This is a genomic window from Kosakonia sp. 1610, assembly GCF_050435845.1.
GTDB classification, from domain to species: domain Bacteria; phylum Pseudomonadota; class Gammaproteobacteria; order Enterobacterales; family Enterobacteriaceae; genus Kosakonia; species Kosakonia cowanii.
The window spans coordinates 148,557-170,760 of the sequence record NZ_JBNDKZ010000001.1 but is presented as its reverse complement, the minus strand read 5'-3'; the positions used below and the strand labels follow the sequence as shown (position 1 = coordinate 170,760).

The window sequence follows — 22,204 nt, the reverse complement described above, 5'->3', positions numbered from 1 at the left end:
CCGTTACGCGTTAGCCTCTTTCACTTCGCGAATACGCGCCTGGTATTCACGCAGCTTCTGCGGCGTCATCATTCGACGCTGGTCATCGAGCACCACACCGCCCACTTCATCGGCGATATGCTGTGCTGACTGCAGCATCAGCTTGAAGTTCTGCAACTCGTCGCCATAGGACGGCACCTGCATAAAGATCGTTACGCCAGGGGTGGCCATCTCGCCCATGGTTTCCACATCAAATGTGCCAGGGTTGACCATGTTAGCCAGGCTGAAGAGCGCCGGGCCGCTGCCGTCCGGGCTGAGATGACGATGGAAGATATTCATATCGCCAAATTTGAAACCGGCCTGCAGGATGCTGTTAAGCAGCACTTCGCCATTGAGCGCCGCGCCGTGATGGGCCGCAACGTTCATAATAATTACCGTCTCTTTGCGCTGCGGTTTTTCTACCGGCGCTTCCACAATCGGCTCCGGCTCTGGCTGCGGTGCAGGCTCGTGAACCTGAGGCTGCATCTGCGGCTGTTGGGCACCTTGATGTGCCGACGGCTGATGATGCGACGGCTGTTGCGGGAAGTGCTGCGGTGTCATCTGCGGCTGGGCAGGCGCGGTCGGCTGGGCGACTGGCTGCGGCTCCACTACGCGCGGCTCGACAACGGGGCGCTCCGGCTGCTGCGGCTGCGAATAGGGTTGCGGCGCGTGGTGCGCGGGCTCGCTCTGCTGAACCGGCGGAGCCGACGGGCGTGGCTGGGCCGACGCATAAGGCGGCTGGTATTGATGCTGCGCGGCATGACGCGGATTTTCCTGCTCTACGCTGGCCTTCGGTGCGCTGTGGGTTTTATGCACCCGAACTTCACCAACGCCTTCGTCCTCTTCGACGTCCTCGTCCTCGAACTCGTCGTCGTCACGTCGCGATTTCATACGTTTTAGTGGGCGATCGCGGAACATAGAAGAGCGTTCTTTGCGACTGGTCCAGAAACCGTGAACCAGTAAAGCAATTATGGCGATCGCGCCAACAATGATTAATATCAGACGCAAATCCTGCATCATTATATTCTCTGTTGTTCTAACACCTTGCCACCACGGCAAACATTTACTCACTAAGAGTATTTGCGCATTAGGCCAAGTGCAAGTGGATGGGAAGCATTCACCGCATAAAGATGAATTAAATCGTACTTTTTGCTGTTTTTTCGAACATTTCCGAACAGGTTTCCCCCGTCCGGTGAATATTATAAGCTTCGGTTTTTTCGCATGAGTTTAAAAGGAGTCCAGCCAAATCATGGTTTCATCCTCGCCCGGCGCTGCGCGCAGCGGTCTTTACTACTTTTCTCAAGGCTGGAAACTGGTCACGTTACCGGGCATTCGCCGCTTCGTGATCCTGCCCCTGCTGGTCAATATCCTGCTGATGGGCGGCGCATTCTGGTGGTTATTTACCCGCCTCGACAGCTGGATCCCAACGCTGATGAGCCACGTGCCGGACTGGCTACAGTGGCTTAGCTATCTATTATGGCCAATTATCGTTATCTCCATCCTGCTGGTGTTTGGCTACTTCTTTTCAACCCTCGCCAACTGGATTGCCGCGCCCTTTAATGGCCTGCTGGCTGAGCAACTGGAAGCGCGATTAACGGGCGCGACGCCGCCGGATGTTGGCGTATTCGGAATGATGAAAGATCTGCCGCGCATCATGAAGCGCGAGTGGCAAAAGCTCGCCTGGTACCTGCCGCGCGCCGCGATCCTGCTTATTCTCTATTTTATCCCCGGTATCGGGCAGACCGTCGCCCCGGTGCTCTGGTTCCTGTTTAGCGCCTGGATGCTGGCGATCCAGTATTGTGACTACCCGTTCGACAACCATAAAGTGCCGTTTAAAACCATGCGCTCGGCGTTGCGCGAACGGAAGGTGACTAATATGCAGTTCGGCGCGCTGACCAGCCTCTTCACGCTGATACCGGTGCTCAATCTGGTGGTGATGCCGGTTGCGGTGTGTGGCGCGACGGCCATGTGGGTCGACTGTTACCGCAATAAGCTTGCGAGCTGGCGCTAAGGAACTATTCCTTTTCTTATTCCATACTGATAACCATTATTTCGTCGCAGCATATAGATATGCGAAATCCTTACTTCCGCATCATCAGTAAGTGCGTATGCTGGGTCGGTTCCCAAATTTCATACAGTTAAGGACGGGCTATGAGTAAGATTTATGAAGACAACTCGCTGACCATTGGTCATACGCCGCTGGTTCGACTGAACCGCATCGGTAACGGACGCATTCTGGCGAAGGTCGAGTCGCGCAACCCGAGCTTCAGCATAAAATGCCGTATCGGTGCCAATATGATTTGGGATGCCGAAAAACGTGGTGTGCTGAAACCGGGCGTCGAACTGGTCGAACCGACCAGCGGTAACACCGGGATTGCGCTGGCCTATGTTGCCGCAGCGCGCGGTTACAAGCTGACGCTGACCATGCCAGAAACCATGAGCATTGAGCGCCGCAAGCTGCTGAAAGCCCTTGGCGCAAACCTGGTGCTGACCGAAGGCGCGAAAGGCATGAAAGGCGCGATTCAGAAAGCGGAAGAGATTGTCGCCAGCGATCCGGCGAAATTCCTGCTGCTTCAGCAGTTCAGCAACCCGGCGAACCCGGAGATCCACGAAAAAACTACAGGTCCTGAAATTTGGGAAGATACCGACGGCCAGGTGGATGTCTTTATCTCTGGCGTGGGCACCGGCGGCACGCTGACGGGTGTCACCCGCTTTATCAAAAACACTAAGGGCAAAACTGATCTGATCAGTGTTGCCGTTGAGCCGACCGACTCACCGGTCATCTCGCAGGCGCTGGCGGGCGAAGAACTGAAGCCAGGTCCGCACAAAATTCAGGGTATCGGTGCCGGTTTTATTCCGGGCAACCTCGATCTGAAGCTGATTGATAGGGTCGTGAAGATCACCAATGAAGAGGCGATCAGCACCGCGCGCCGCCTGATGGAAGAGGAAGGCATTCTGGCCGGTATCTCTTCCGGTGCTGCCGTTGCGGCCGCGCTCAAACTTCAGGAAGATGAGGCCTTTACCAATAAAAATATTGTGGTTATCCTCCCCTCTTCCGGTGAGCGTTACCTCAGCACTGCACTGTTTGCCGATCTCTTTACTGAGAAAGAATTGCAACAGTGATGCCAGATTGTTAAATCAGCGCAAAAAAGCACCCATCGGGGTGCTTTTTTGTGGCATACATCAAACTTTTGTCCCACCTGGCATTGCCGAAAATGGCCTGGTCTGGTATTTAACCATCACATTTATTTTGAAGCGCGAAATTAATCGAAGTCAGATTTCGGCTGGCTGAATCGTTTTTATGATTTGGTTCAATTCTGGCTTTCACGGCATAATGTTTAATGACGTGCGAAACGTCAGCGACCATCAGCGTCTGCACGAGACCGCGCCTTTCTGGCATCTGTACCTTGGCTCGTTACGCCAGCGCTAACTATACAGGCTAAAGTCCTGCCGCCAGGCTAGACTTTAGTTCCACAACACTAAACCTATAAGTTGGGGAAATACAATGTTCCAGCAAGAAGTTACCATTACAGCTCCGAACGGTCTGCACACTCGCCCTGCTGCTCAGTTTGTTAAAGAAGCAAAAGGCTTCTCTTCTGAAATCACTGTGACCTCCAACGGCAAAAGCGCCAGCGCAAAAAGCCTGTTCAAACTGCAAACTCTGGGCCTGACTCAGGGTACCGTTGTGACTCTGACCGCTGAAGGCGAAGATGAGCAGAAAGCAGTTGAACATCTGGTTAAACTGATGGCGGAACTCGAGTAAGTTTTTCGCGGGTTTCTTTAAAGATCAGTCACAAGTAAAGGTAGGGTTATGATTTCAGGCATTTTAGCATCCCCGGGTATCGCTTTTGGCAAAGCACTTTTGCTGAAAGAAGATGAGATCGTCATCGACCGGAAGAAAGTTTCTGCCGACAAGGTTGATCAGGAAGTTGAACGTTTCCTGAGCGGTCGTGCCAAGGCATCGGCGCAACTGGAAGCGATCAAAACGAAAGCAGGTGAAACTTTCGGCGAAGAAAAAGAAGCCATCTTCGAAGGCCACATCATGTTGCTGGAAGATGAGGAGCTGGAGCAGGAAATCATAGCCCTGATTAAAGATAAGAGCATGACTGCCGACGCGGCAGCCCATGAAGTTATCGAAGGTCAGGCAACCGCCCTGGAAGAGTTGGACGACGAATACCTGAAAGAGCGTGCGGCTGACGTGCGCGACATTGGTAAACGCCTGCTGCGCAACATCCTGGGTATGCCGATTATCGATCTGAGCGCCATTCAGGATGAAGTCATCCTGGTTGCAGCCGATCTGACTCCGTCCGAAACCGCACAGCTGAACCTGAAAAAAGTGCTCGGCTTTATCACCGACATTGGCGGTCGTACCTCCCACACTTCGATCATGGCGCGCTCCCTTGAGCTGCCGGCGATTGTGGGCACCGGTAGCGTCACCACGCAGGTGAAAAACGGCGACTATCTGATCCTCGATGCGGTAAACAACAAAGTTTACGTTAACCCGAGCGACGACGAGATCGACGCACTGCGCGCAGCGCAGGCGCAGGTCGCGGAAGAGAAAGCTGAACTGGCGAAGCTGAAAGATCTGCCGGCGATCACCCTTGATGGTCATCAGGTCGAAGTGTGCGCCAACATCGGTACCGTTCGCGATGTCGCGGGCGCGGAGCGCAACGGCGCTGAAGGCGTTGGCCTCTACCGTACCGAATTCCTGTTTATGGATCGCGACGCGCTGCCGACTGAAGAAGAGCAGTTCGACGCCTACAAAGCGGTAGCGGAAGCCTGTGGCTCCCAGGCCGTGATTGTACGTACCATGGACATCGGCGGCGACAAAGAGCTGCCGTACATGAACTTCCCGAAAGAAGAGAACCCGTTCCTCGGCTGGCGCGCCATCCGTATCGCCATGGATCGCAAAGAGATCCTGCGCGATCAGGTTCGCGCTATCCTGCGTGCCTCTGCTTTCGGCAAACTGCGCATTATGTTCCCGATGATCATCTCCGTTGAAGAAGTGCGTGCACTGAAGAAAGAGATTGAGACCTACAAACAGGAACTGCGCGACGAAGGCAAAGCTTTCGACGAATCCATCGAAATCGGCGTGATGGTAGAAACCCCTGCCGCCGCGACGATTGCACGCCATCTGGCGAAAGAAGTGGACTTCTTTAGTATCGGCACCAATGATTTAACGCAGTACACCCTGGCAGTTGACCGCGGTAATGATATGATTTCACATCTTTACCAGCCGATGTCGCCGTCCGTACTCAACCTGATCAAGCAAGTTATTGATGCTTCTCATGCTGAAGGTAAATGGACCGGCATGTGTGGTGAGCTTGCTGGCGACGAACGTGCTACACTTCTGTTGCTGGGGATGGGTCTGGATGAATTCAGTATGAGTGCCATTTCTATCCCGCGCATTAAGAAGATTATTCGTAACACGAACTTCGAAGATGCGAAGGTGTTAGCAGAGCAGGCTCTTGCTCAACCGACAACGGACGAGTTAATGACGCTGGTTAACAAGTTCATTGAAGAAAAAACAATCTGCTAATCCACGAGATGCGGCCCAAATTACTGCTTAGGAGAAGATCATGGGTTTGTTCGATAAACTGAAATCTCTGGTTTCTGACGATAAGAAAGAGACCGGCGCTATTGAGATCATTGCCCCGCTGTCTGGCGAAATCGTTAACATTGAAGATGTACCGGATGTGGTGTTCGCTGAAAAAATCGTCGGCGACGGCATTGCTATCAAACCGACCGGCAACAAAATGGTCGCTCCGGTTGACGGGACTATCGGCAAAATCTTTGAAACCAACCATGCCTTCTCTATCGAATCCGATAGCGGCATCGAACTCTTCGTTCACTTCGGTATCGATACCGTTGAACTGAAAGGTGAAGGTTTCAAACGCATCGCGGAAGAAGGCCAGCGCGTTAAAGTTGGCGATCCGGTTATCGAGTTCGACCTGCCGCTGCTGGAAGAGAAAGCAAAATCCACGCTGACGCCGGTTGTTATCTCTAACATGGATGAGATCAAAGAGCTGATCAAACTCTCTGGTAGCGTGACCGTGGGTGAAACCCCGGTGATCCGCATCAAGAAGTAAGCGCTCTACAGTCGAAAAAATGGCACCTTACGGTGCCATTTTTGTTTTAGCGCGGCGGTAAAATCAGTTCGTCATACCCCTTCTCAAGCGTATAACCCATCACTTCCACCACCCGCTCGCCCGCAGCCTGCACCGCCATATCCAGCGCTTTGCCCTGAATAATGCCGCTCACCAGTTCGGAGCAGAAGAGATCGCCTGTCCCCTTCAGATCCGTCGCCACGCGCGGATAGCTGCTGATATTGACGCCCTCGGCTGAGACCACTACTACATGGATCTGCCCATCGTTGTGGTCCACCGGCGCGCTGGTTATTGCCACCCAGCGCAGTGTTGAGGAGAGCAGCCCCTGCGCCGCGGCAATTGCGCTTTGCAGATCGCGACACGGTTTGCCACTCAGCACTTCCAGCTCAAACACATTGGGCGTAATGCCCTGGGCCAGCGGCAGCATCACTTCGCGGTAAGCCTCGGGAATTTCCGGTTTCACATAGATGCCGCTGTCGATATCGCCAATCACCGGATCGACCAGAATCAGCAGCTCCGGGTGTTTCTCCCGCAGCGCCGTCAGCCACTTCGCCAGCAGCTTGATCTGGCTGGCGCTGCCCATGTAGCCGGTTGTTACCGCCTTCACGCTGCGCAGCACATCACGCTCTTCCAGCGCCTGCAAATAGCCGCTGAACCACTCATCGGGAATGACGCCGCCATAAAAGGTGTCGTAATGCGGAGTATTGCTGAACAGCACCGTAGGAACGGCCAGAACGTTAAGCTGGTGCTGACGAATATTGGGTACTGCAATGCTGTTACCCACGCTGCCGTAAACCACCTGCGACTGAACCGCGACGATATCGGCCTGCTGCGCCCGGGTTTTATCCCTGAACAGGATCATCTCCATTTTGTCTCCTTGACGGGTTAAATCCCCGCGCCCTGCGAATAACTCTCTTCACCAAACACGCCGGTCGACAGATAGCGATCGCCGCGATCGCAAATGATGGCGACAATCACCGCGCCCGGGTTTGCTTTCGCCACCCGAATCGCGCCGGCGACCGCGCCGCCAGAACTGACGCCGCAGAAGATACCCTCTTTGACCGCCAGCGCGCGCATGGTATTTTCCGCCTCGCGCTGCTGGATATCCAGCACCTCATCCACCAAATCGGCGTTAAAAATGCCCGGCATATAGTCGGCAGGCCAGCGGCGAATACCGGGAATGCTACTCCCCTCTTCCGGCTGAAGGCCAACAATCGTCACCTTTTTCGCCTGCTCGCGCAGGAAACGTGAAACGCCGGTGATAGTGCCGGTGGTGCCCATGCTGGAGACAAAGTGGCTGATGCGCCCCTGCGTCTGCTGCCAGATTTCCGGGCCGGTAGTGGTGTAATGAGCGTAGGGGTTATCGGGATTATTGAATTGATCGAGCAGCTTGCCGTCACCGCGCGCCGCCATCTCAAGGGCCAGATCGCGCGCGCCCTCCATGCCCTGCTCTTTGCTGACCAGAATCAGCTCGGCACCATAAGCACGCATTGCCGCGCGGCGCTCCTGGCTCATGTTGTCCGGCATCAGCAGCTTCATGCGATAGCCTTTCAGCGCCGCAATCATCGCCAGCGCAATGCCGGTGTTGCCGCTGGTCGCCTCAATCAGCACATCGCCAGGTTTGATCTCGCCGCGCCGTTCCGCCTGCACAATCATCGACAGCGCAGCGCGGTCTTTTACCGAACCGGCCGGATTGTTACCTTCGAGCTTGACCCAAATTTCACTGCCGTTATCCGGGGTCAGGCGCTGTAATTTGACCAGCGGCGTATTGCCAATAGTCTCTTCTAATGTGTTCACGATCGCTGTCCAATAAAAAACCCGGTCCGCATAACGCATACCGGGCTTGTCGGCCGGGTGAGCAACGCGCCACCCGGCAAAAACCACGTTTCCTTAAGCTATCAGGCTGACTGAGCCAGAGCAAGCTTCGCGCCGGGCTCAATACGCTCATCGCCGTTATAGAGCCGCGCGTTCTGCAAGCCAACGAACAGCCGCTCGCCACGCTGGGGCGGATGCTCATCGCGCATCACCACCGTTAACGGATCCGGGTTCCAGCCGAGCGGCTGCACCACCAGCTGTGTGTAGTGCCCTTTCGGGCTGGCTTCCAGCACCTGCACCGGCAGCGGCGAATCAAGGCTGGTGCGGCGGCTGACGTCCACTTCCCACGGACGCAGGAAGAGATCGACATCGCCCTGATAAACCGGCGTATGGCCAAGCGGCCAGTGGTGCGCGCCGACGTGGAACTGCCCGCCGCGAATCACCCCTTTCAGGCGATTCACCTCGCCCATAAACTCCAGCACAAAGCGGGTCGCCGGTTCGCGCCACACCTGATCCGGCGCGTCCGCCTGCTCTATATTCCCCTGGCTCATCACCACCACGCGATCGGCCACTTCCGTCGCCTCTTCCTGATCGTGGGTCACGAATACGCTGGTGAATTTCAGCTCTTCATGCAGCTGACGCAGCCAGCGGCGAAGCTCTTTACGCACCTGCGCATCCAGCGCGCCGAAGGGTTCATCAAGCAGCAGGATTTGCGGTTCAACCGCCAGCGCACGCGCCAGCGCCACACGCTGCTTCTGCCCACCGGAGAGCTGCGCCGGGTAGCGATCCGCCAGATGCGCCAGCTGCACCATCTCCAGCAGTTTGGTCACTTTCGCTTTGATGGCGGCGGCATTCGGCCGCTCGCGGCGCGGCAGCACCGTCAAACCAAAGGCGATATTGTCGAAGACCGACATATGGCGGAACAGCGCATAGTGCTGAAACACGAAGCCGACGCGGCGCTCGCGCGCATGCAGGCGGCTGACATCGGTGCCGTGAAAACGGATACGCCCACTGTTCTGGTGCTCCAGCCCGGCGATAATGCGCAGCAGTGTGGTTTTACCGGAGCCTGAAGGGCCCAGCAGCGCCACCATCTGCCCGGACGGGATATCCAGAGAGATATCATTCAGCACCTGGGTGCGACCAAACGACTTCTTAATATTCGCAATCTCAATGCTCATGATTTCCCTCCTCGTGCAGGCGTTTTTCCTGAGTATTCAAACGCCACTGAACCGCACTCTTTAAAAACAGTGTCAAAATCGCCATTAGGGTCAGCAGGGCCGCGGCGGTAAAGGCACCGACAGTGTTGTAATCCTGCTCCAGTAACTCAATTTGCAGCGGTAGCGACAGGGTTTCACCGCGAATCGAACCCGAGACCACCGACACCGCGCCGAACTCGCCAATCGCTCGTGCGTTGGTCAGCACCACGCCGTAAAGCAGCGCCCAGCGGATATTAGGCAGCGTCACGCGGCGGAACATCTGCCAGCCGGAGGCCCCAAGCAGGATCGCGGCTTCATCCTCCTGGCTCCCCTGGCTGAGCATCACCGGCACCAGTTCGCGCACGACAAACGGACAGGTGACAAAGACGGTAACCAGCACCATGCCGGGCCAGGAGAACATGATTTGCAGATTATGTTCATCCAGCCAGCCGCCAAGCGGGCCGTTGGTGCCGTAAAAGAGCAGATAGATTAGGCCTGCGACCACCGGCGACACCGCAAATGGAATATCGAGCAGGGTCAGCAACAGCTGGCGGCCGGGAAAGTTAAAGCGCGTCACCAGCCAGGCAAGCAGCGTGCCGAATACCAGGTTGACCGGCACCGAGATGAGCGCAATCAGCACCGTCAGCCAGATGGCGTGCAGCATGTCGGCATCGGCGAGGTTTTGCAGCACCGGGGCCAGCCCTTTGCTGAAGGCCTGCACAAAGATATAGATCATCGGCACCAGCAGGATAAAAGCTGAAAGCAAAATACCGGTGCCGATTAAAAACCATTTCCCCCAGTTCACCCGGGGCTTGTCATAGCGTTTCAATGCACTTATTTCCGCCATTAGTGACCTACCACACGCTGACCAAAGCGACTTTGCAAAGTATTGATGGAGAAGAGCAGCAACAGCGAAGCGGCCAGGATTACCGAGGCAATCGCACTCGCCGCCGGGTAGTCAAACTCCTGCAAGCGCACGAAGATCATCAGCGAGGTCACTTCCGTCTTCCAGGCGATATTCCCGGCGATAAAGATCACCGCGCCAAACTCACCGAGGCTGCGGGTAAAAGAGAGGGCAACGCCCGCCATCAGTGCAGGCGACAGCTCCGGCAGCACCACTTTACGAAAGCTCTGCCAGCGCGTGGCACCCAGGGTTTCCGCCGCCTCTTCATACTCCGGGCCGAGCTCTTCCAGCACCGGCTGCACCGTGCGCACCACAAACGGAATGCTGGTAAAGGCCATCGCCACCGCAATCCCGAGCCAGGTGTAGGTCACTTTAATATCCAGCGCCGCCAGCCACTCGCCGTAAAAGCCGTTAACGGAGAAGAGCGACGCCAGCGTCAAGCCCGCCACCGCCGTTGGCAGCGCAAACGGCAGATCCATTAGCGCGTCGAGCAACGTGCGTCCTGGAAAGCGGTAACGGGTAAGGATCCACGCCATCAGCATGCCAAAGACGCCGTTGAAGATTGAGGCGACAAACGCCGCCAGCAGCGTCACTTTATAGGCGGCCACCACCTGCGGGTTGGTGACCACTTCCCAGTACTGTTCCCAGCTCATCTGCGACAGCTGCATCACCAGCGCGCTTAAGGGTAATAACAGAATCAGACAGACAAAAAAGAGGCTGCTGCCGAGGCTTAAACCAAAGCCCGGCAGCACGCGTTTCGATCCAGACAACATCACTTATGCCCCGCCGCCAGCAACTTATCCAGCTCGCCGCCGCTGGCAAAATGGGTTTTCATCACTTCCGGCCAGGAGCCGAACTTATCTTCCACGCGGAACAGCGCGGTCTGCGGGAACTTATCACCCAGCTCTTTCATCACTTCCGGGTTGTTCACGCGGTAGTAGTAATCGGTGATGATAGTCTGCGCCTGCGGCGTATAGAGCCAGTTGAGGTAGGCTTTCGCCGCCTTCTCCGTGCCGTTGGCTTTCACGTTTTTATCCACCCACGCCACGGGGAACTCGGCGAGGATATTGACCTTCGGCACCACCACTTCAAAGCCCTGCGCTTCATACTGTTTGCGGATGTTATTCACTTCCGACTCAAAGGTGATTAGCACATCGCCGAGGCCGCGCTCAACGAAAGTGGTAGTCGCGCCGCGACCGCCAGTGTCGAACACCTCAACGTTTTTCAGGAACTGGGTCATAAACTGGGTGGTTTTGGCTTTATCACCGCCGTCAGCCTGGTCGGCTGCGCCCCAGGCCGCCAGATAGGTATAGCGGGCGTTGCCGGAGGTTTTTGGATTCGGGAAGATCAGCTTCACGTCAGAACGCACCAGGTCGTTCCAGTCGTGGATATTCTTCGGGTTGCCCTTGCGCACAAGGAACGCCATCGTCGAGTAGAACGGCGAGCTGTTATTCGGTAAGCGGCTCTGCCAGTCGGCGGGGATCAGTTTGCCCTTATCGTGCAGGATCTGCACATCCGTCACCTGGTTATAGGTGACCACGTCGGCTTTCAGCCCCTGCAAAATCGCCAGCGCCTGTTTTGACGAACCGGCATGGGATTGCTTGATGGTCAGCTTGTCGCCGCCATTCTCCTGCGCCCACTGCTGCTCAAAAGGCGGGTTCAGCGCCGCAAACAGCTCGCGCGAGACATCATACGAGCTGTTGAGCAGTTCCGTTGCCTGTGCCTGCGCGCTCAACAGCGTCAGCGCTGTCAGCGTCAGATATCCTTTTTTCAGTATGTTAACGGCCATTGCGCACCCTTATAAGCTGATCACTCGACGATGTTCAGTTTATTTATAACGGGAGTGAAAGCAGTAACGGTTTTATATACCAATTGGTGATTTGGAATCAGAAAAGAGTATAAGCAGAAAGGGGTATAAGCCGGGTTGCCCCGGCCTGATTTGACGTGGGTTTGTTACAGGGCAAAGAGCCTGTCGAGTGCGGGTGCGAAGTAGTAACCACCGGTAACCGGGCGGGTAAAACGCAGCATTGCGTCGCGCTTGCCGTCACTGTCGCCGAACATGCTCAGCAGCTGCTGCTCAATGTTATAGAGCCGCGCGCTGTAGGTGCAGAAATAGAGGCCGTGGGTGCCGCTGGCGGTGCCATAGGGCAGGCTCTGGCGCACAATCTTCAGCCCCTTGCCCGCCTCTTTCAGATCGACACGCGAAAGATGGGACGTTACCGGGCGCACATCGGCGTCGATCTCTTCGTTATCCGCTTTGGTGCGCCCAATCATCATCTCCTGATCGCTGACGCTCATGCGGTTAAGCTGCTTCAGGTTGTGCTCCCAGCGCTGCACCATCACGTAGCTGCCGCCCGCGTCGATGCCGTCCTGGATAATCGCCACTTCGCGGCGTTTCTCTTCGCCAGCCGGATTCTCGGTGCCGTCGACAAAACCGCTGAGATCGCGATCTTCCACCCAGCGAAAACCGTGCGTCTCCTCTTTAACCTCCAGCGCATCGCCAAAGGCAGCCAGCGCCGCCTGGGCAACAGAGAAGTTCACATCGTGACGCAGGGAGAGAATGTGGATCAGCACATCGTGCTGAGTGGCGGGCGCAAGGCCTTTGCCATAGGCGGGGAAATCTTTCAGCTCTTCAGCGCCCTGCCCGTTGCTTAATTCACGCCAGACGCGGGAACCAAACGCAACCACCGCGCCGAGCGCCGCGTCGGGGAACTGCAACTGGAAGTTTGCGAGCTTATCGGCAAACGCACGGCTGCCGGCGCGCAGGGCATCGGCCTCCCCTTTTACGCTGGCCTCAATCCAAATTGCCGCGCGGCAATGTTCCGGCAAAATGCCGCTCTGAACCTGGGACATCACATCTCCTGAAAACTGACCACAAAAACGATGCGGCATTGTACCTGTTTTTGGGTCAGTATCAGACTATTCTGATGCGATTAGCGACGCCAGATGATCTTGCTCACTTTCCAGCTTTTCAGGGTGTCATCCGATGGCATTAAGCCATCCGGGCCGCTCCAGCTGCCGCTGAAGAGATAGCTGATATGCTGGCTGTCGGGCGCTTTACACTCAATGCCGGAGATATCGGCGTCAGAGGCTTTCACGCAGTTGCCGAATGCTTTGTCATAGCGGGTGTTGAACGGCGCGCCGATTTTTACCCCTTTCGCGGTGGCAATATCGGGATCGGTAACATCAATCCGGCTGACGGCACCGTTTTCACCATTGACCACCAGCGCCAGCTGCTTCTCTTTCAGCGCTTCGAAATAGCGAACAATGGTGCCTTTATCGGTTTTCATGCCGCTGCGCAGGTGGTAATCGCCGCCTAACGCGTCGCCAATCGCCTGTTCATTGAGCGGCGTGCTGGCTGTCAGGCCGCCAACGCCCTGCTCGTTGACTTCGAGGGAGGAACCAAACCAGTTCCAGGGATACGCGGCAGACCAGTTGACGGAGGCGAACGTCGAGCAGCCGGTTAACGCCAGCGGCAGCGCGATAAAAAACATACGCAGGGGTTTCATGCACAATTCCTTATATTGACCAAACGCCTGTTGGAGTGCCGAAAGTGAAAAAAGTGCCCTCGTCACAGCGAAAGGCCAGTTTCAGTACTCTTCATCTTCAATCAGGCGCTTGCCAAGGTTAACGCTGTCGGTGTGTTCATACCCCAGGCGCTCATACATGCCGATCACCATCTCATTATCGTCGCGCACCATCAGGTTGATCTTCGGGCAGCCGCGGGCAATCAACTTCTTCTCCAGCCGGCTTAACAGCGCATTGGCGATGCCGCGACCGCGAAACTCCGGGTGGACGCCCAGGTAATAGGCCGAACCGCGATGGCCGTCATAACCGCCCATTACCGTTCCCACTACTTCGCCACCCACCTCTGCCACCAGGAAAAGGCTTACGTCATGATTGACCTTACGCTCAATGTCCATCTCCGGATCGTTCCACGGGCGCAGCAGTTCACAGCGCTCCCAAAGCGTGATCACTTCTTCAAAATCTTCCTGCCGGAAAACACGTATCTCCATGATGTCCCCCATATTTTTCAGCTGTGTAAACGGTGATTATGGCCTGTGGCGCGCGGTTAGCCAATATCCAGCATCATCGCCGCTGAAAAATGGCATAATGTCACTCTGTCACGTATTGAAATGAAAAGTAAAACAATAGTTCTTACGGACTGTCGTCACAGCAAACACGATACGCTATAACACCTGCCACCACGGATAACCCATTTCAGGCTATGAGCACCTTTAAACCATTAAAAACACTCACCTCGCGTCGCCAGATCCTGAAAGCAGGCCTGGCCGCATTAACCTTGTCAGGTATGTCTCGTGCTATCGCTAAGGATGAGACACCGCTTAAAACCAGCAACAGCCACAGCAAACCGAAAGCGAAAAAAGCGGGCGCAAAGCGCATCGTGATGCTTGATCCCGGGCACGGCGGGATTGATACCGGCGCGATTGGCCACAACGGCTCGAAAGAGAAGCATGTGGTGCTGGCGATTGCCAAAAACGTCCGCGCCCAGCTGCGCGCTCGCGGCATTGATGCGCGCCTGACGCGCACCAGCGATAAATTTATCCCCCTTTATGACCGCGTCGAGATTGCCCATCAGCACGGCGCGGATCTCTTTATGTCGATTCACGCCGACGGCTTTACCAACCCGAACGCCGCGGGCGCGTCGGTGTTTGCCCTCTCCAATCGCGGGGCGAGTAGCGCGATGGCGAAATACCTCTCCGATAAAGAGAACGCCGTGGATGAACTGGCGGGCAAAAAAGCGCGTGATAAAGATCATCTGCTCCAGCAGGTGCTGTTTGATTTGGTGCAGACGGATACCATCAAAAACAGCCTGACGCTCGGCTCACATATCATCAAACAGATTAAGCCGGTGCACCGGCTGCACAGCCGCAATACCGAGCAGGCGGCGTTTGTGGTGCTAAAATCTCCTTCCATTCCGTCGGTGCTGGTAGAGACCTCGTTTATTACCAACCCGGCGGAGGAGAAACTGCTCGGCACCGCTGCGTTTCGCCAGAAGATCGCCACCGCCATCACCGATGGTGTCATGAGCTACTTTAGCTGGTTCGATAATCACAAAGCCCACACGAAGAGGCGCTGATGAGCACTCCTGATGTAGACCCGGTAAAAAACGCCCTGCTCGCCCTGCAGGACTCTATCTGCGCGAAGCTGGCGGCAATCGACGGCGGCAGTTTTATTGAAGATGCCTGGCAGCGTGACGCCGGCGGCGGCGGACGCAGCCGCGTGCTGCGCGACGGCAGCGTGTTTGAACAGGCGGGGGTTAACTTCTCCCACGTTCACGGCGATGCAATGCCCGCCTCCGCCACCGCGCACCGCCCGGAACTGGCGGGTCGCAGTTTCGAAGCGATGGGCGTCTCATTAGTGGTGCACCCGCGCAACCCCTATGTGCCGACCAGCCACGCCAACGTACGCTTTTTTATCGCCCAGAAGCCGGATGCCGATCCGGTGTGGTGGTTTGGCGGCGGTTTCGATATGACGCCCTATTACGGCTTCGAAGAGGATGCCATCCACTGGCACCGCACTGCGCGCGATCTCTGCCAGCCCTTCGGCGAAGAGGTCTATCCGCGCTATAAAAAGTGGTGCGATGATTACTTCTATCTGAAGCATCGCGACGAGCAGCGCGGCGTCGGTGGGCTCTTTTTTGACGATCTCAACACCCCAGATTTTGACCACTGTTTCGACTTTATGCGCGCGGTGGGCGAAGGGTATACCGACGCCTATCTGCCGATTGTCGAGCGGCGTAAAAACATGCCGTGGGGCGAGCGCGAGCGCGATTTTCAGCTCTATCGCCGTGGGCGCTACGTGGAGTTTAATCTGGTGTGGGATCGCGGGACGCTGTTCGGCCTGCAAACCGGCGGGCGCACCGAGTCGATTTTGATGTCGATGCCGCCGCTGGTGCGCTGGGAATACAATTACCAGCCCGCCGAAGGCAGCCCCGAAGCGGCGCTCAGCGAGTTCATCAAAGTGAAAGAGTGGATATAACCTCGTAGGCCGGATAAGGCGCAGCCGCCATCCGGCAATCGATGCCGCGATACAATGCCGGATGGCGCGTAAACGCTTATCCGGCCTACATCGTTTCAGCGGCTTCGTTACCGTAGGCCGGATAAGGCGAAGCCGCCATCCGGCAATCGGTGCCGCGATACAATGCCGGATGGCGCGTAAACGCTTATCCGGCCTACGCGGTTCCAGCAGCAACATTTTTTCATTTGACGCCCATCTTACAGCGAAGGGTTGTGTCCCCGCTGAAATCGGCGAACCGAAGCGTGAATGACAAGGTCTGGACGCCATGGATGGCGGACAGAGGCGAACCGAGACAGGGAGCGAGTCCCGGAACGGGCGAGCAAGTCGAGTCGAGCCGGCCGCAGTCAGGCACGCGGGAGGTGAGCGCAGTGCGCAGCACCGATTTCCTCGCGGGGCCGCGGGGATTGACAAGGGGAGCGCGGCCGCTTCCCTTGTCCCGTTCACCGCACCGGTGATAAGCAAATCCCGCCGCACGCATGGTGAACGGAACCCTTCCACCCATCCAACATGTAAGCCCCATTGCCGGATGGCGCTAACGCTTATCCGGCCTACGAACCTGATCCTGCTGAAGGTTATAACGGCGCGGTCTGCGCCTCGACCACCGCTAACGCCACCATATTGACGATCCGCCGCACGGAGGCGATCGGCGTCAACACATGCACCGGCTTCGCCACTCCCATCAACACCGGCCCGACGGTTACCCCTTCGGCGCTGGAAACCCGCAGCAGGTTGTAACTGATTCGCGCGGCTTCGACGTTCGGCATAATCAGGATATTCGCCGTTCCCTTCAGCGGGCTGTCGGGCATTCTGTCCTGACGAATCGACTCATCCAGCGCTGCATCGCCATGCATCTCGCCGTCAATCATCAACTCCGGTGCCCGCTCGCGCACCAGCGCTAAGGTCTCACGCATCTTCACCGCCGCTGGCGCATTGGATGAACCGTACTGGGAGTGCGAAAGCAGCGCCACGCGCGGTTCAATTCCGAAACGACGCACCGTCTCCGCCGCCAGCAGGGTGATCTCTGCCAGCTGATCGGCGCTCGGATCTTCATTCACGTAGGTGTCGGCGATAAAGGTGTTGCCGCTTGGCAGCAGCAGCGCATTCATCGCGCCTGCGGCATGCACGCTGTCGCGATAACCAAAGATGTCGCGCACCACGCTGAAGTGCTCATGGTATTCACCAATGGTGCCGCAGATCATCGCATCCGCTTCACCGCGATGCACCATGATGGCACCAATCACCGTGGTGTTAGCAATCACCGCGCGCTGCGCCTGCTCCTGCGTTACGCCCCGGCGCTTCATAATGTTGAAGTACTCGGTCCAGTACTCTTTAAAGCGCGGGTCGGACTCGTTATTCACAATCTCGAAATCTGCCCCGGCGCGGATTTGCAGCCCCAGCTTCTGAATACGCATCTCAATTACGCTCGGGCGACCAATCAGGATCGGCTTCGCCAGCCCCAGCGTCACCAGCTCCTGGGTGGCATGCAGCACGCGCGGCTCCTCCCCTTCCGTCAGCACCACGCGTTTCGGCGCGCTGCGGGCCTGGGAGAAGATCGGCTTCATAAACAGGTTCGTTTTATAGACAAACTCGGCGAGCTTATCGACATAGGCGTCGAAATCGCTAATCGGCCGCGTCGCCACGCCGGACTCCATCGCCGCTTTTGCCACCGCTGGCGCGATTTTGACAATCAAACGCGGGTCGAAAGGTTTCGGGATCAGGTAATCAGGCCCAAAGCTGAGATCCTGATCGCCATAGGCCGAGGCCACCACTTCGCTCTGCTCGGCGTGCGCCAGCTCGGCAATGGCATGCACCGCCGCCAGCTTCATCTCTTCGTTGATCGCCGTTGCGCCAACATCCAGCGCGCCACGGAAAATAAAGGGGAAGCAGAGCACGTTGTTAACCTGGTTGGGGTAGTCCGAGCGGCCGGTGCAGATGATCGCATCCGGGCGCACCGATTTTGCCAGATCCGGCAGGATCTCCGGCTCCGGGTTAGCCAGCGCAAGGATCAGCGGCTGGCGCGCCATCTCTTTCACCATCTCCGGGGTCAGCACTTTTGGCCCCGAGCAGCCGAGGAAGATATCCGCGCCCGCCACCACTTCTGCCAGCGTGCGTTTGCCGTTGTCCTCCACCGCATAGGCGGCTTTGGTCTCTGCCATGTTTGGCTCGCGGTCTTTGTAGATCACCCCTTTCGAGTCACAGACCACAATGTTGTGTTTCTGCATCCCGAGCGCCACCAGCAGGTTCATACAGGCGATAGCCGCCGCGCCCGCGCCGGAAACCACCATGCGCACGTCAGAGAGGTTCTTTTCCACTACCCGCAGGCCGTTGAGAATAGCGGCAGTGCTGATGATCGCCGTGCCGTGCTGGTCGTCGTGGAACACCGGAATGTTCATGCGCTCGCGCAGTTTCGCCTCAATGTAGAAGCACTCCGGCGCTTTAATATCTTCCAGGTTAATGCCGCCGAAGGTCGGCTCCAGCGCAGCGACCACGTCGATCAGTTTGTCGGGATCCTGCTCGTCAACTTCGATATCGAAAACATCAATACCGGCGAATTTCTTAAACAGAACGCCTTTGCCCTCCATCACCGGCTTACCGGCGAGCGCGCCGATATTGCCAAGGCCGAGCACGGCGGTGCCGTTGGAGATAACCGCCACCAGATTGCCGCGCGCGGTGTATTTGTAGGCTGCCAGCGGGTCTTTCTCAATTTCCAGACAGGGAGCGGCAACACCGGGCGAGTACGCCAGCGCCAGGTCGCGCTGCGTCGCCAGCGGTTTGGTAGGGGAAACCTGAATCTTACCCGGGCGGGGAAACTCGTGAAAATCGAGGGCACTCTGTTTTAATTGGTCGTCCATTAGATGTTCCTTTCACGTTGCTTTCAGCGTCAAGAGTGTTAACGCGTGATGACACTCCAATGCACCGACCAGTATGGCCTTTGTCGGCGGCATAAACTTTGAAGGTCGCCATACTCTGACCATCGCATCAACAAAACCGTTACGTATATCTCCCATCTTTGTTACCTGCTGCAAAACCCCGTAAAGGGCTGCGTCTGCTATGCTTTTTTGTTATGCAGCTCTCATCCTGACAACAGCGCGATGCGACGCGCGTAAATAACACACTGCTTTTTAAGGAGTTATCTTCATGAATTATTTAGACGGCCTGAAACAGTTCACCACCGTAGTGGCGGACAGCGGCGACATCGAATCCATTCGCCATTACCAGCCGGAAGATGCCACCACCAACCCCTCTCTGCTGCTGAAGGCCGCAGGGCTGGGCCACTTTTCCCATCTGGTCGACGACGCGCTGGAGTATGGCAAAGCGCGCGGTAAAACCCAGGAGCAGCAGGTCGCGGAAGCGAGCGACAAACTGGCGGTCAATATCGGTGCGGAAATTCTGAAAAGCATTCCGGGCCGCGTCTCCACCGAAGTCGATGCGCGTCTCTCCTATGACAAAGAGAAGAGCATTGCCAAAGCACGCCGTATCGTTGAGCTCTACCAGGAGCAGGGGATCGATAAGTCACGCATTCTGATCAAACTCGCCTCCACCTGGGAAGGCATCCGTGCGGCGGAAGAGCTGCAAAAAGAGGGTATCGACTGTAACCTGACGCTGCTCTTCTCCTTTGCGCAGGCGCGTGCCTGTGCCGAAGCGGGCGTCTATCTGATTTCGCCGTTCGTCGGGCGCATCTATGACTGGTACAACGACCGCAAACCGATGGATCCCTACGTGGTGGATGAAGATCCGGGCGTGAAATCGGTACGCAATATCTATGACTACTACAAACAGCACCGCTACGAGACCATCGTGATGGGTGCCAGCTTCCGCCGCGTTGAGCAGATCCTCGCCCTCGCCGGCTGTGACCGTCTCACCATCTCGCCTGCCCTGCTGCAAGAGTTGCAGGAGCATGAAGGCACCGTCGAGCGCAAACTGGTGCCGTCGTCCCAGACCTTCTCGCGCCAGGCGAAAATGACCGAAGCGGAGTTCCGCTGGGAACATAACCTCGACCCGATGGCGGTTGAGAAACTCTCTGACGGCATCCGCCAGTTCGCCGTCGACCAGCGCAAACTCGAAGATCTGCTTGCTGCCAAACTTTAACCTTTTGCCACGGAGTGAACTATGTCCCGTAAAGAGCTTGCTAACGCCATTCGCGCCCTGAGTATGGACGCGGTGCAAAAAGCCAATTCCGGCCACCCCGGTGCGCCAATGGGAATGGCGGATATCGCGGAAGTGCTGTGGAACGACTTTCTGCAACACAACCCGGCCGACCCGACCTGGTACAACCGCGACCGCTTTATTCTCTCCAACGGTCACGCCTCGATGCTGCTCTACAGCCTGCTGCACCTCAGCGGCTATGACCTGCCGATCGAAGAGCTGAAAAACTTCCGTCAGCTGCACTCCAAAACGCCGGGCCACCCGGAAATTGGCTACACGCCGGGCGTAGAAACCACCACCGGCCCGCTGGGCCAGGGGCTGGCGAACGCCGTCGGTCTGGCGATTGCCGAGCGCACGCTGGCGGCACAGTTTAACCGTCCGGGCCATGACATTGTCGATCACTACACCTATGTTTTTATGGGCGACGGCTGTCTGATGGAGGGGATCTCCCACGAAGTCTGCTCGCTGGCAGGCACGCTGGGCTTAGGCAAACTGATTGGCTTCTACGATCACAACGGCATCTCCATTGATGGCGAAACCGAAGGCTGGTTTACCGATGACACAGCCAAACGCTTTGAAGCCTACAACTGGCATGTAATCAGCGAAGTGGATGGTCACTCTGCGGAAGCGGTGAAAAAGGCCATTGAAGAAGCGCAGCAGGTGAAAGATAAGCCGACACTGATTATCTGCCGCACGGTGATTGGTTTTGGCTCGCCGAACAAAGCGGGCAAAGAGGAGTCCCACGGTGCGGCGCTCGGCGATGAAGAGGTGGCGCTGACCCGCAAACAGCTGGGCTGGAACTACGGCCCGTTCGAGATCCCGCAAGAGATCTATCAGGCGTGGGACGCCCACGATCGCGGTGCGAAAGCCCAGCAGTCGTGGAATGAGAAACTGGCAGCGTGGGAGAAAGAGTACCCGGATCTGGCGGCCGAGTTCAAACGCCGCATGAGCGGTGGACTGCCGGAGAACTGGGAGCAGATCACCGCCGAGTACATCAACAACCTGCAGGCCAACCCGGCGAAAATCGCCAGCCGTAAGGCGTCGCAAAACACCCTGAACAGCTATGGCCCGGTGCTGCCGGAACTGCTTGGCGGCTCGGCGGATCTGGCGCCAAGTAACCTCACCATCTGGTCAGGCTCCACCTCGATTAAAGAGGACGCGGCCGGGAACTACATTCACTACGGTGTGCGTGAGTTCGGCATGACGGCAATTGCTAACGGTATCGCTCACCACGGCGGTTTCGTGCCCTACACCGCCACCTTCCTGATGTTTGTTGAGTACGCCCGTAATGCGGCGCGTATGGCAGCGCTAATGAAAGCGCGGCAGATCATGGTCTATACCCATGACTCTATCGGTCTTGGCGAAGATGGCCCGACGCACCAGGCGGTTGAGCAGATTGCCAGCCTGCGTCTGACGCCAAACTTCAGCACCTGGCGCCCCTGTGACCAGGTGGAAGCGGCAGTTGGCTGGAAACTGGCGATTGAGCGCCATAACGGCCCGACAGCGCTGATCCTCTCACGTCAGAACCTGGCACAGATGGAGCGAACCCCGGAGCAGGTCAAGGCGATCAGCAAAGGCGGTTATATCCTGAAAGATAGCGACGGCAAGCCGGATCTGATCCTGATTGCTACCGGCTCTGAAATGGAGATCACCATGAAGGCCGCTGAGCAACTGAGCAGCGAAGGCGTGAAGGTGCGGGTAGTTTCGCTGCCTTCCACGGATATCTTTGATGCCCAGGATGAAGCGTGGCGCGAATCGGTGCTGCCATCGGATGTCAGCGCGCGCGTGGCGGTGGAAGCCGGGATTGCTGATTACTGGTACAAGTATGTTGGCCTGAAGGGCGCGATTGTCGGCATGACCGGCTATGGCGAGTCCGCTCCGGCGGAGAAACTCTTCCCTTACTTCGGCTTTACCGTTGAGAACATCGTGGCGAAAGCCAAAGCGGTTCTTAAGAAGTAATCTTCAGGCGCGCCCGC

The 22,204-nt window shown here is 56.9% G+C and carries 20 protein-coding genes; 9 read left to right on the top strand and 11 right to left on the bottom strand.

What is annotated here, in order from left to right; translation table 11 throughout:
• Positions 1-3: 3 nt before the first annotated feature.
• Complete coding sequence (zipA, locus tag ABIC80_RS00765; RefSeq protein ID WP_429174990.1) at positions 4-1,038, bottom strand: cell division protein ZipA; 1,035 nt, start codon at positions 1,036-1,038, stop codon at positions 4-6.
• A 229-nt stretch (positions 1,039-1,267) separates the two neighbouring features.
• On the opposite strand from zipA, the gene cysZ reads away from it, so the two are divergent.
• The 5 genes from cysZ (at position 1,268) to crr (ending at position 6,107) form a co-directional block, all read left to right on the top strand.
• Positions 1,268-2,029, top strand: a complete 762-nt coding sequence (gene cysZ, locus ABIC80_RS00760) for a sulfate transporter CysZ (RefSeq protein WP_054804589.1) — start codon at positions 1,268-1,270, stop codon at positions 2,027-2,029.
• 140 nt (positions 2,030-2,169) lie between these two features.
• Entirely contained in the window at positions 2,170-3,141 is a 972-nt protein-coding gene (gene cysK, locus ABIC80_RS00755; protein ID WP_094421464.1) for a cysteine synthase A, read from the top strand.
• Between the two features lie 382 nt (positions 3,142-3,523).
• A complete protein-coding gene (ptsH, locus tag ABIC80_RS00750; protein WP_007370907.1) occupies positions 3,524-3,781 on the top strand; it encodes a phosphocarrier protein Hpr in 258 nt (85 codons plus the stop codon).
• Between the two features lie 48 nt (positions 3,782-3,829).
• Positions 3,830-5,557, top strand: coding sequence for a phosphoenolpyruvate-protein phosphotransferase PtsI (gene ptsI, locus ABIC80_RS00745; RefSeq protein ID WP_200135753.1), 1,728 nt, complete (start codon positions 3,830-3,832; stop codon positions 5,555-5,557).
• A 40-nt stretch (positions 5,558-5,597) separates the two neighbouring features.
• Positions 5,598-6,107 carry a PTS glucose transporter subunit IIA gene (gene crr, locus ABIC80_RS00740; RefSeq protein WP_023478954.1) on the top strand — a complete coding sequence of 170 codons (510 nt, stop codon included), beginning with the start codon at positions 5,598-5,600 and terminating at the stop codon, positions 6,105-6,107.
• A 46-nt stretch (positions 6,108-6,153) separates the two neighbouring features.
• On the opposite strand, the gene pdxK is transcribed toward crr, so the two are convergent.
• The 9 genes from pdxK to ABIC80_RS00695 all read right to left on the bottom strand — a co-directional run bounded on the left by pdxK (position 6,154) and on the right by ABIC80_RS00695 (position 14,056).
• Positions 6,154-6,993, bottom strand: a complete 840-nt coding sequence (pdxK, locus tag ABIC80_RS00735) for a pyridoxine/pyridoxal/pyridoxamine kinase (protein ID WP_429174987.1) — start codon at positions 6,991-6,993, stop codon at positions 6,154-6,156.
• 17 nt (positions 6,994-7,010) lie between these two features.
• Positions 7,011-7,922: a cysteine synthase CysM gene (gene cysM / locus ABIC80_RS00730; protein ID WP_023478965.1), complete on the bottom strand. Its 912-nt coding sequence runs from the start codon at positions 7,920-7,922 to the stop codon at positions 7,011-7,013.
• A gap of 101 nt (positions 7,923-8,023) precedes the next feature.
• On the bottom strand, positions 8,024-9,118 hold the full coding sequence (gene cysA, locus ABIC80_RS00725) for a sulfate/thiosulfate ABC transporter ATP-binding protein CysA (protein WP_429174984.1): 1,095 nt from the start codon (positions 9,116-9,118) through the stop codon (positions 8,024-8,026).
• Entirely contained in the window at positions 9,108-9,983 is an 876-nt protein-coding gene (cysW, locus tag ABIC80_RS00720; RefSeq protein ID WP_094421468.1) for a sulfate/thiosulfate ABC transporter permease CysW, read from the bottom strand. The genes cysA and cysW overlap by 11 nt, the downstream gene beginning before the upstream one ends.
• Positions 9,983-10,813 (bottom strand): sulfate/thiosulfate ABC transporter permease CysT, encoded by an 831-nt coding sequence (gene cysT / locus ABIC80_RS00715; RefSeq protein ID WP_023478964.1) that lies wholly within the window; start codon positions 10,811-10,813, stop codon positions 9,983-9,985. The genes cysW and cysT overlap by 1 nt, the downstream gene beginning before the upstream one ends.
• Positions 10,813-11,829, bottom strand: a complete 1,017-nt coding sequence (locus tag ABIC80_RS00710; RefSeq protein ID WP_429174983.1) for a sulfate ABC transporter substrate-binding protein — start codon at positions 11,827-11,829, stop codon at positions 10,813-10,815. The genes cysT and ABIC80_RS00710 overlap by 1 nt, the downstream gene beginning before the upstream one ends.
• 164 nt (positions 11,830-11,993) lie before the next feature.
• Positions 11,994-12,893, bottom strand: coding sequence for a Dyp-type peroxidase (locus ABIC80_RS00705; protein WP_042718792.1), 900 nt, complete (start codon positions 12,891-12,893; stop codon positions 11,994-11,996).
• Positions 12,894-12,973: 80 nt separating this feature from the next.
• A complete protein-coding gene (locus tag ABIC80_RS00700; protein WP_429174982.1) occupies positions 12,974-13,549 on the bottom strand; it encodes an RpoE-regulated lipoprotein in 576 nt (191 codons plus the stop codon).
• 81 nt (positions 13,550-13,630) lie between these two features.
• Complete coding sequence (locus tag ABIC80_RS00695) at positions 13,631-14,056, bottom strand: GNAT family acetyltransferase (RefSeq protein WP_042718790.1); 426 nt, start codon at positions 14,054-14,056, stop codon at positions 13,631-13,633.
• A gap of 212 nt (positions 14,057-14,268) precedes the next feature.
• Here ABIC80_RS00695 and amiA point away from each other — a divergent pair, with 212 nt between their 5' ends.
• Together amiA and hemF are read left to right on the top strand one after the other, a co-directional pair.
• Positions 14,269-15,141: an N-acetylmuramoyl-L-alanine amidase AmiA gene (amiA, locus tag ABIC80_RS00690; RefSeq protein WP_034812345.1), complete on the top strand. Its 873-nt coding sequence runs from the start codon at positions 14,269-14,271 to the stop codon at positions 15,139-15,141.
• Entirely contained in the window at positions 15,141-16,043 is a 903-nt protein-coding gene (gene hemF, locus ABIC80_RS00685; RefSeq protein ID WP_042718789.1) for an oxygen-dependent coproporphyrinogen oxidase, read from the top strand. The genes amiA and hemF overlap by 1 nt, the downstream gene beginning before the upstream one ends.
• Before the next feature lie 611 nt (positions 16,044-16,654).
• Here hemF and maeB read toward each other — a convergent pair.
• Positions 16,655-18,934: an NADP-dependent oxaloacetate-decarboxylating malate dehydrogenase gene (gene maeB / locus ABIC80_RS00680; protein ID WP_023481217.1), complete on the bottom strand. Its 2,280-nt coding sequence runs from the start codon at positions 18,932-18,934 to the stop codon at positions 16,655-16,657.
• A 286-nt stretch (positions 18,935-19,220) separates the two neighbouring features.
• Between maeB and tal the strand changes: the two genes are divergently transcribed.
• Entirely contained in the window at positions 19,221-20,171 is a 951-nt protein-coding gene (gene tal, locus ABIC80_RS00675; protein WP_023481168.1) for a transaldolase, read from the top strand.
• A 21-nt stretch (positions 20,172-20,192) separates the two neighbouring features.
• The gene (gene tkt / locus ABIC80_RS00670) at positions 20,193-22,187 is read left to right on the top strand and encodes a transketolase (protein ID WP_429174979.1); all 1,995 of its coding nucleotides are present in this window, start codon (positions 20,193-20,195) and stop codon (positions 22,185-22,187) included.
• Positions 22,188-22,204 lie beyond the last annotated feature (17 nt).

Excerpts from the sequence above, each read along its gene's own strand:
- zipA (WP_429174990.1), bottom strand. The coding sequence starts at position 1,038 with ATGATGCAGGATTTGCGTCTGATATTAATCATTGTTGGCGCGATCGCC.
- cysZ (WP_054804589.1), top strand. The coding sequence starts at position 1,268 with ATGGTTTCATCCTCGCCCGGCGCTGCGCGCAGCGGTCTTTACTACTTT.
- cysK (WP_094421464.1), top strand. The coding sequence starts at position 2,170 with ATGAGTAAGATTTATGAAGACAACTCGCTGACCATTGGTCATACGCCG.
- ptsH (WP_007370907.1), top strand. The coding sequence starts at position 3,524 with ATGTTCCAGCAAGAAGTTACCATTACAGCTCCGAACGGTCTGCACACT.
- ptsI (WP_200135753.1), top strand. The coding sequence starts at position 3,830 with ATGATTTCAGGCATTTTAGCATCCCCGGGTATCGCTTTTGGCAAAGCA.
- crr (WP_023478954.1), top strand. The coding sequence starts at position 5,598 with ATGGGTTTGTTCGATAAACTGAAATCTCTGGTTTCTGACGATAAGAAA.
- pdxK (WP_429174987.1), bottom strand. The coding sequence starts at position 6,993 with ATGGAGATGATCCTGTTCAGGGATAAAACCCGGGCGCAGCAGGCCGAT.
- cysA (WP_429174984.1), bottom strand. The coding sequence starts at position 9,118 with ATGAGCATTGAGATTGCGAATATTAAGAAGTCGTTTGGTCGCACCCAG.
- cysW (WP_094421468.1), bottom strand. The coding sequence starts at position 9,983 with ATGGCGGAAATAAGTGCATTGAAACGCTATGACAAGCCCCGGGTGAAC.
- cysT (WP_023478964.1), bottom strand. The coding sequence starts at position 10,813 with ATGTTGTCTGGATCGAAACGCGTGCTGCCGGGCTTTGGTTTAAGCCTC.
- ABIC80_RS00710 (WP_429174983.1), bottom strand. The coding sequence starts at position 11,829 with ATGGCCGTTAACATACTGAAAAAAGGATATCTGACGCTGACAGCGCTG.
- ABIC80_RS00705 (WP_042718792.1), bottom strand. The coding sequence starts at position 12,893 with ATGTCCCAGGTTCAGAGCGGCATTTTGCCGGAACATTGCCGCGCGGCA.
- ABIC80_RS00700 (WP_429174982.1), bottom strand. The coding sequence starts at position 13,549 with ATGAAACCCCTGCGTATGTTTTTTATCGCGCTGCCGCTGGCGTTAACC.
- ABIC80_RS00695 (WP_042718790.1), bottom strand. The coding sequence starts at position 14,056 with ATGGAGATACGTGTTTTCCGGCAGGAAGATTTTGAAGAAGTGATCACG.
- amiA (WP_034812345.1), top strand. The coding sequence starts at position 14,269 with ATGAGCACCTTTAAACCATTAAAAACACTCACCTCGCGTCGCCAGATC.
- hemF (WP_042718789.1), top strand. The coding sequence starts at position 15,141 with ATGAGCACTCCTGATGTAGACCCGGTAAAAAACGCCCTGCTCGCCCTG.
- maeB (WP_023481217.1), bottom strand. The coding sequence starts at position 18,934 with ATGGACGACCAATTAAAACAGAGTGCCCTCGATTTTCACGAGTTTCCC.
- tal (WP_023481168.1), top strand. The coding sequence starts at position 19,221 with ATGAATTATTTAGACGGCCTGAAACAGTTCACCACCGTAGTGGCGGAC.
- tkt (WP_429174979.1), top strand. The coding sequence starts at position 20,193 with ATGTCCCGTAAAGAGCTTGCTAACGCCATTCGCGCCCTGAGTATGGAC.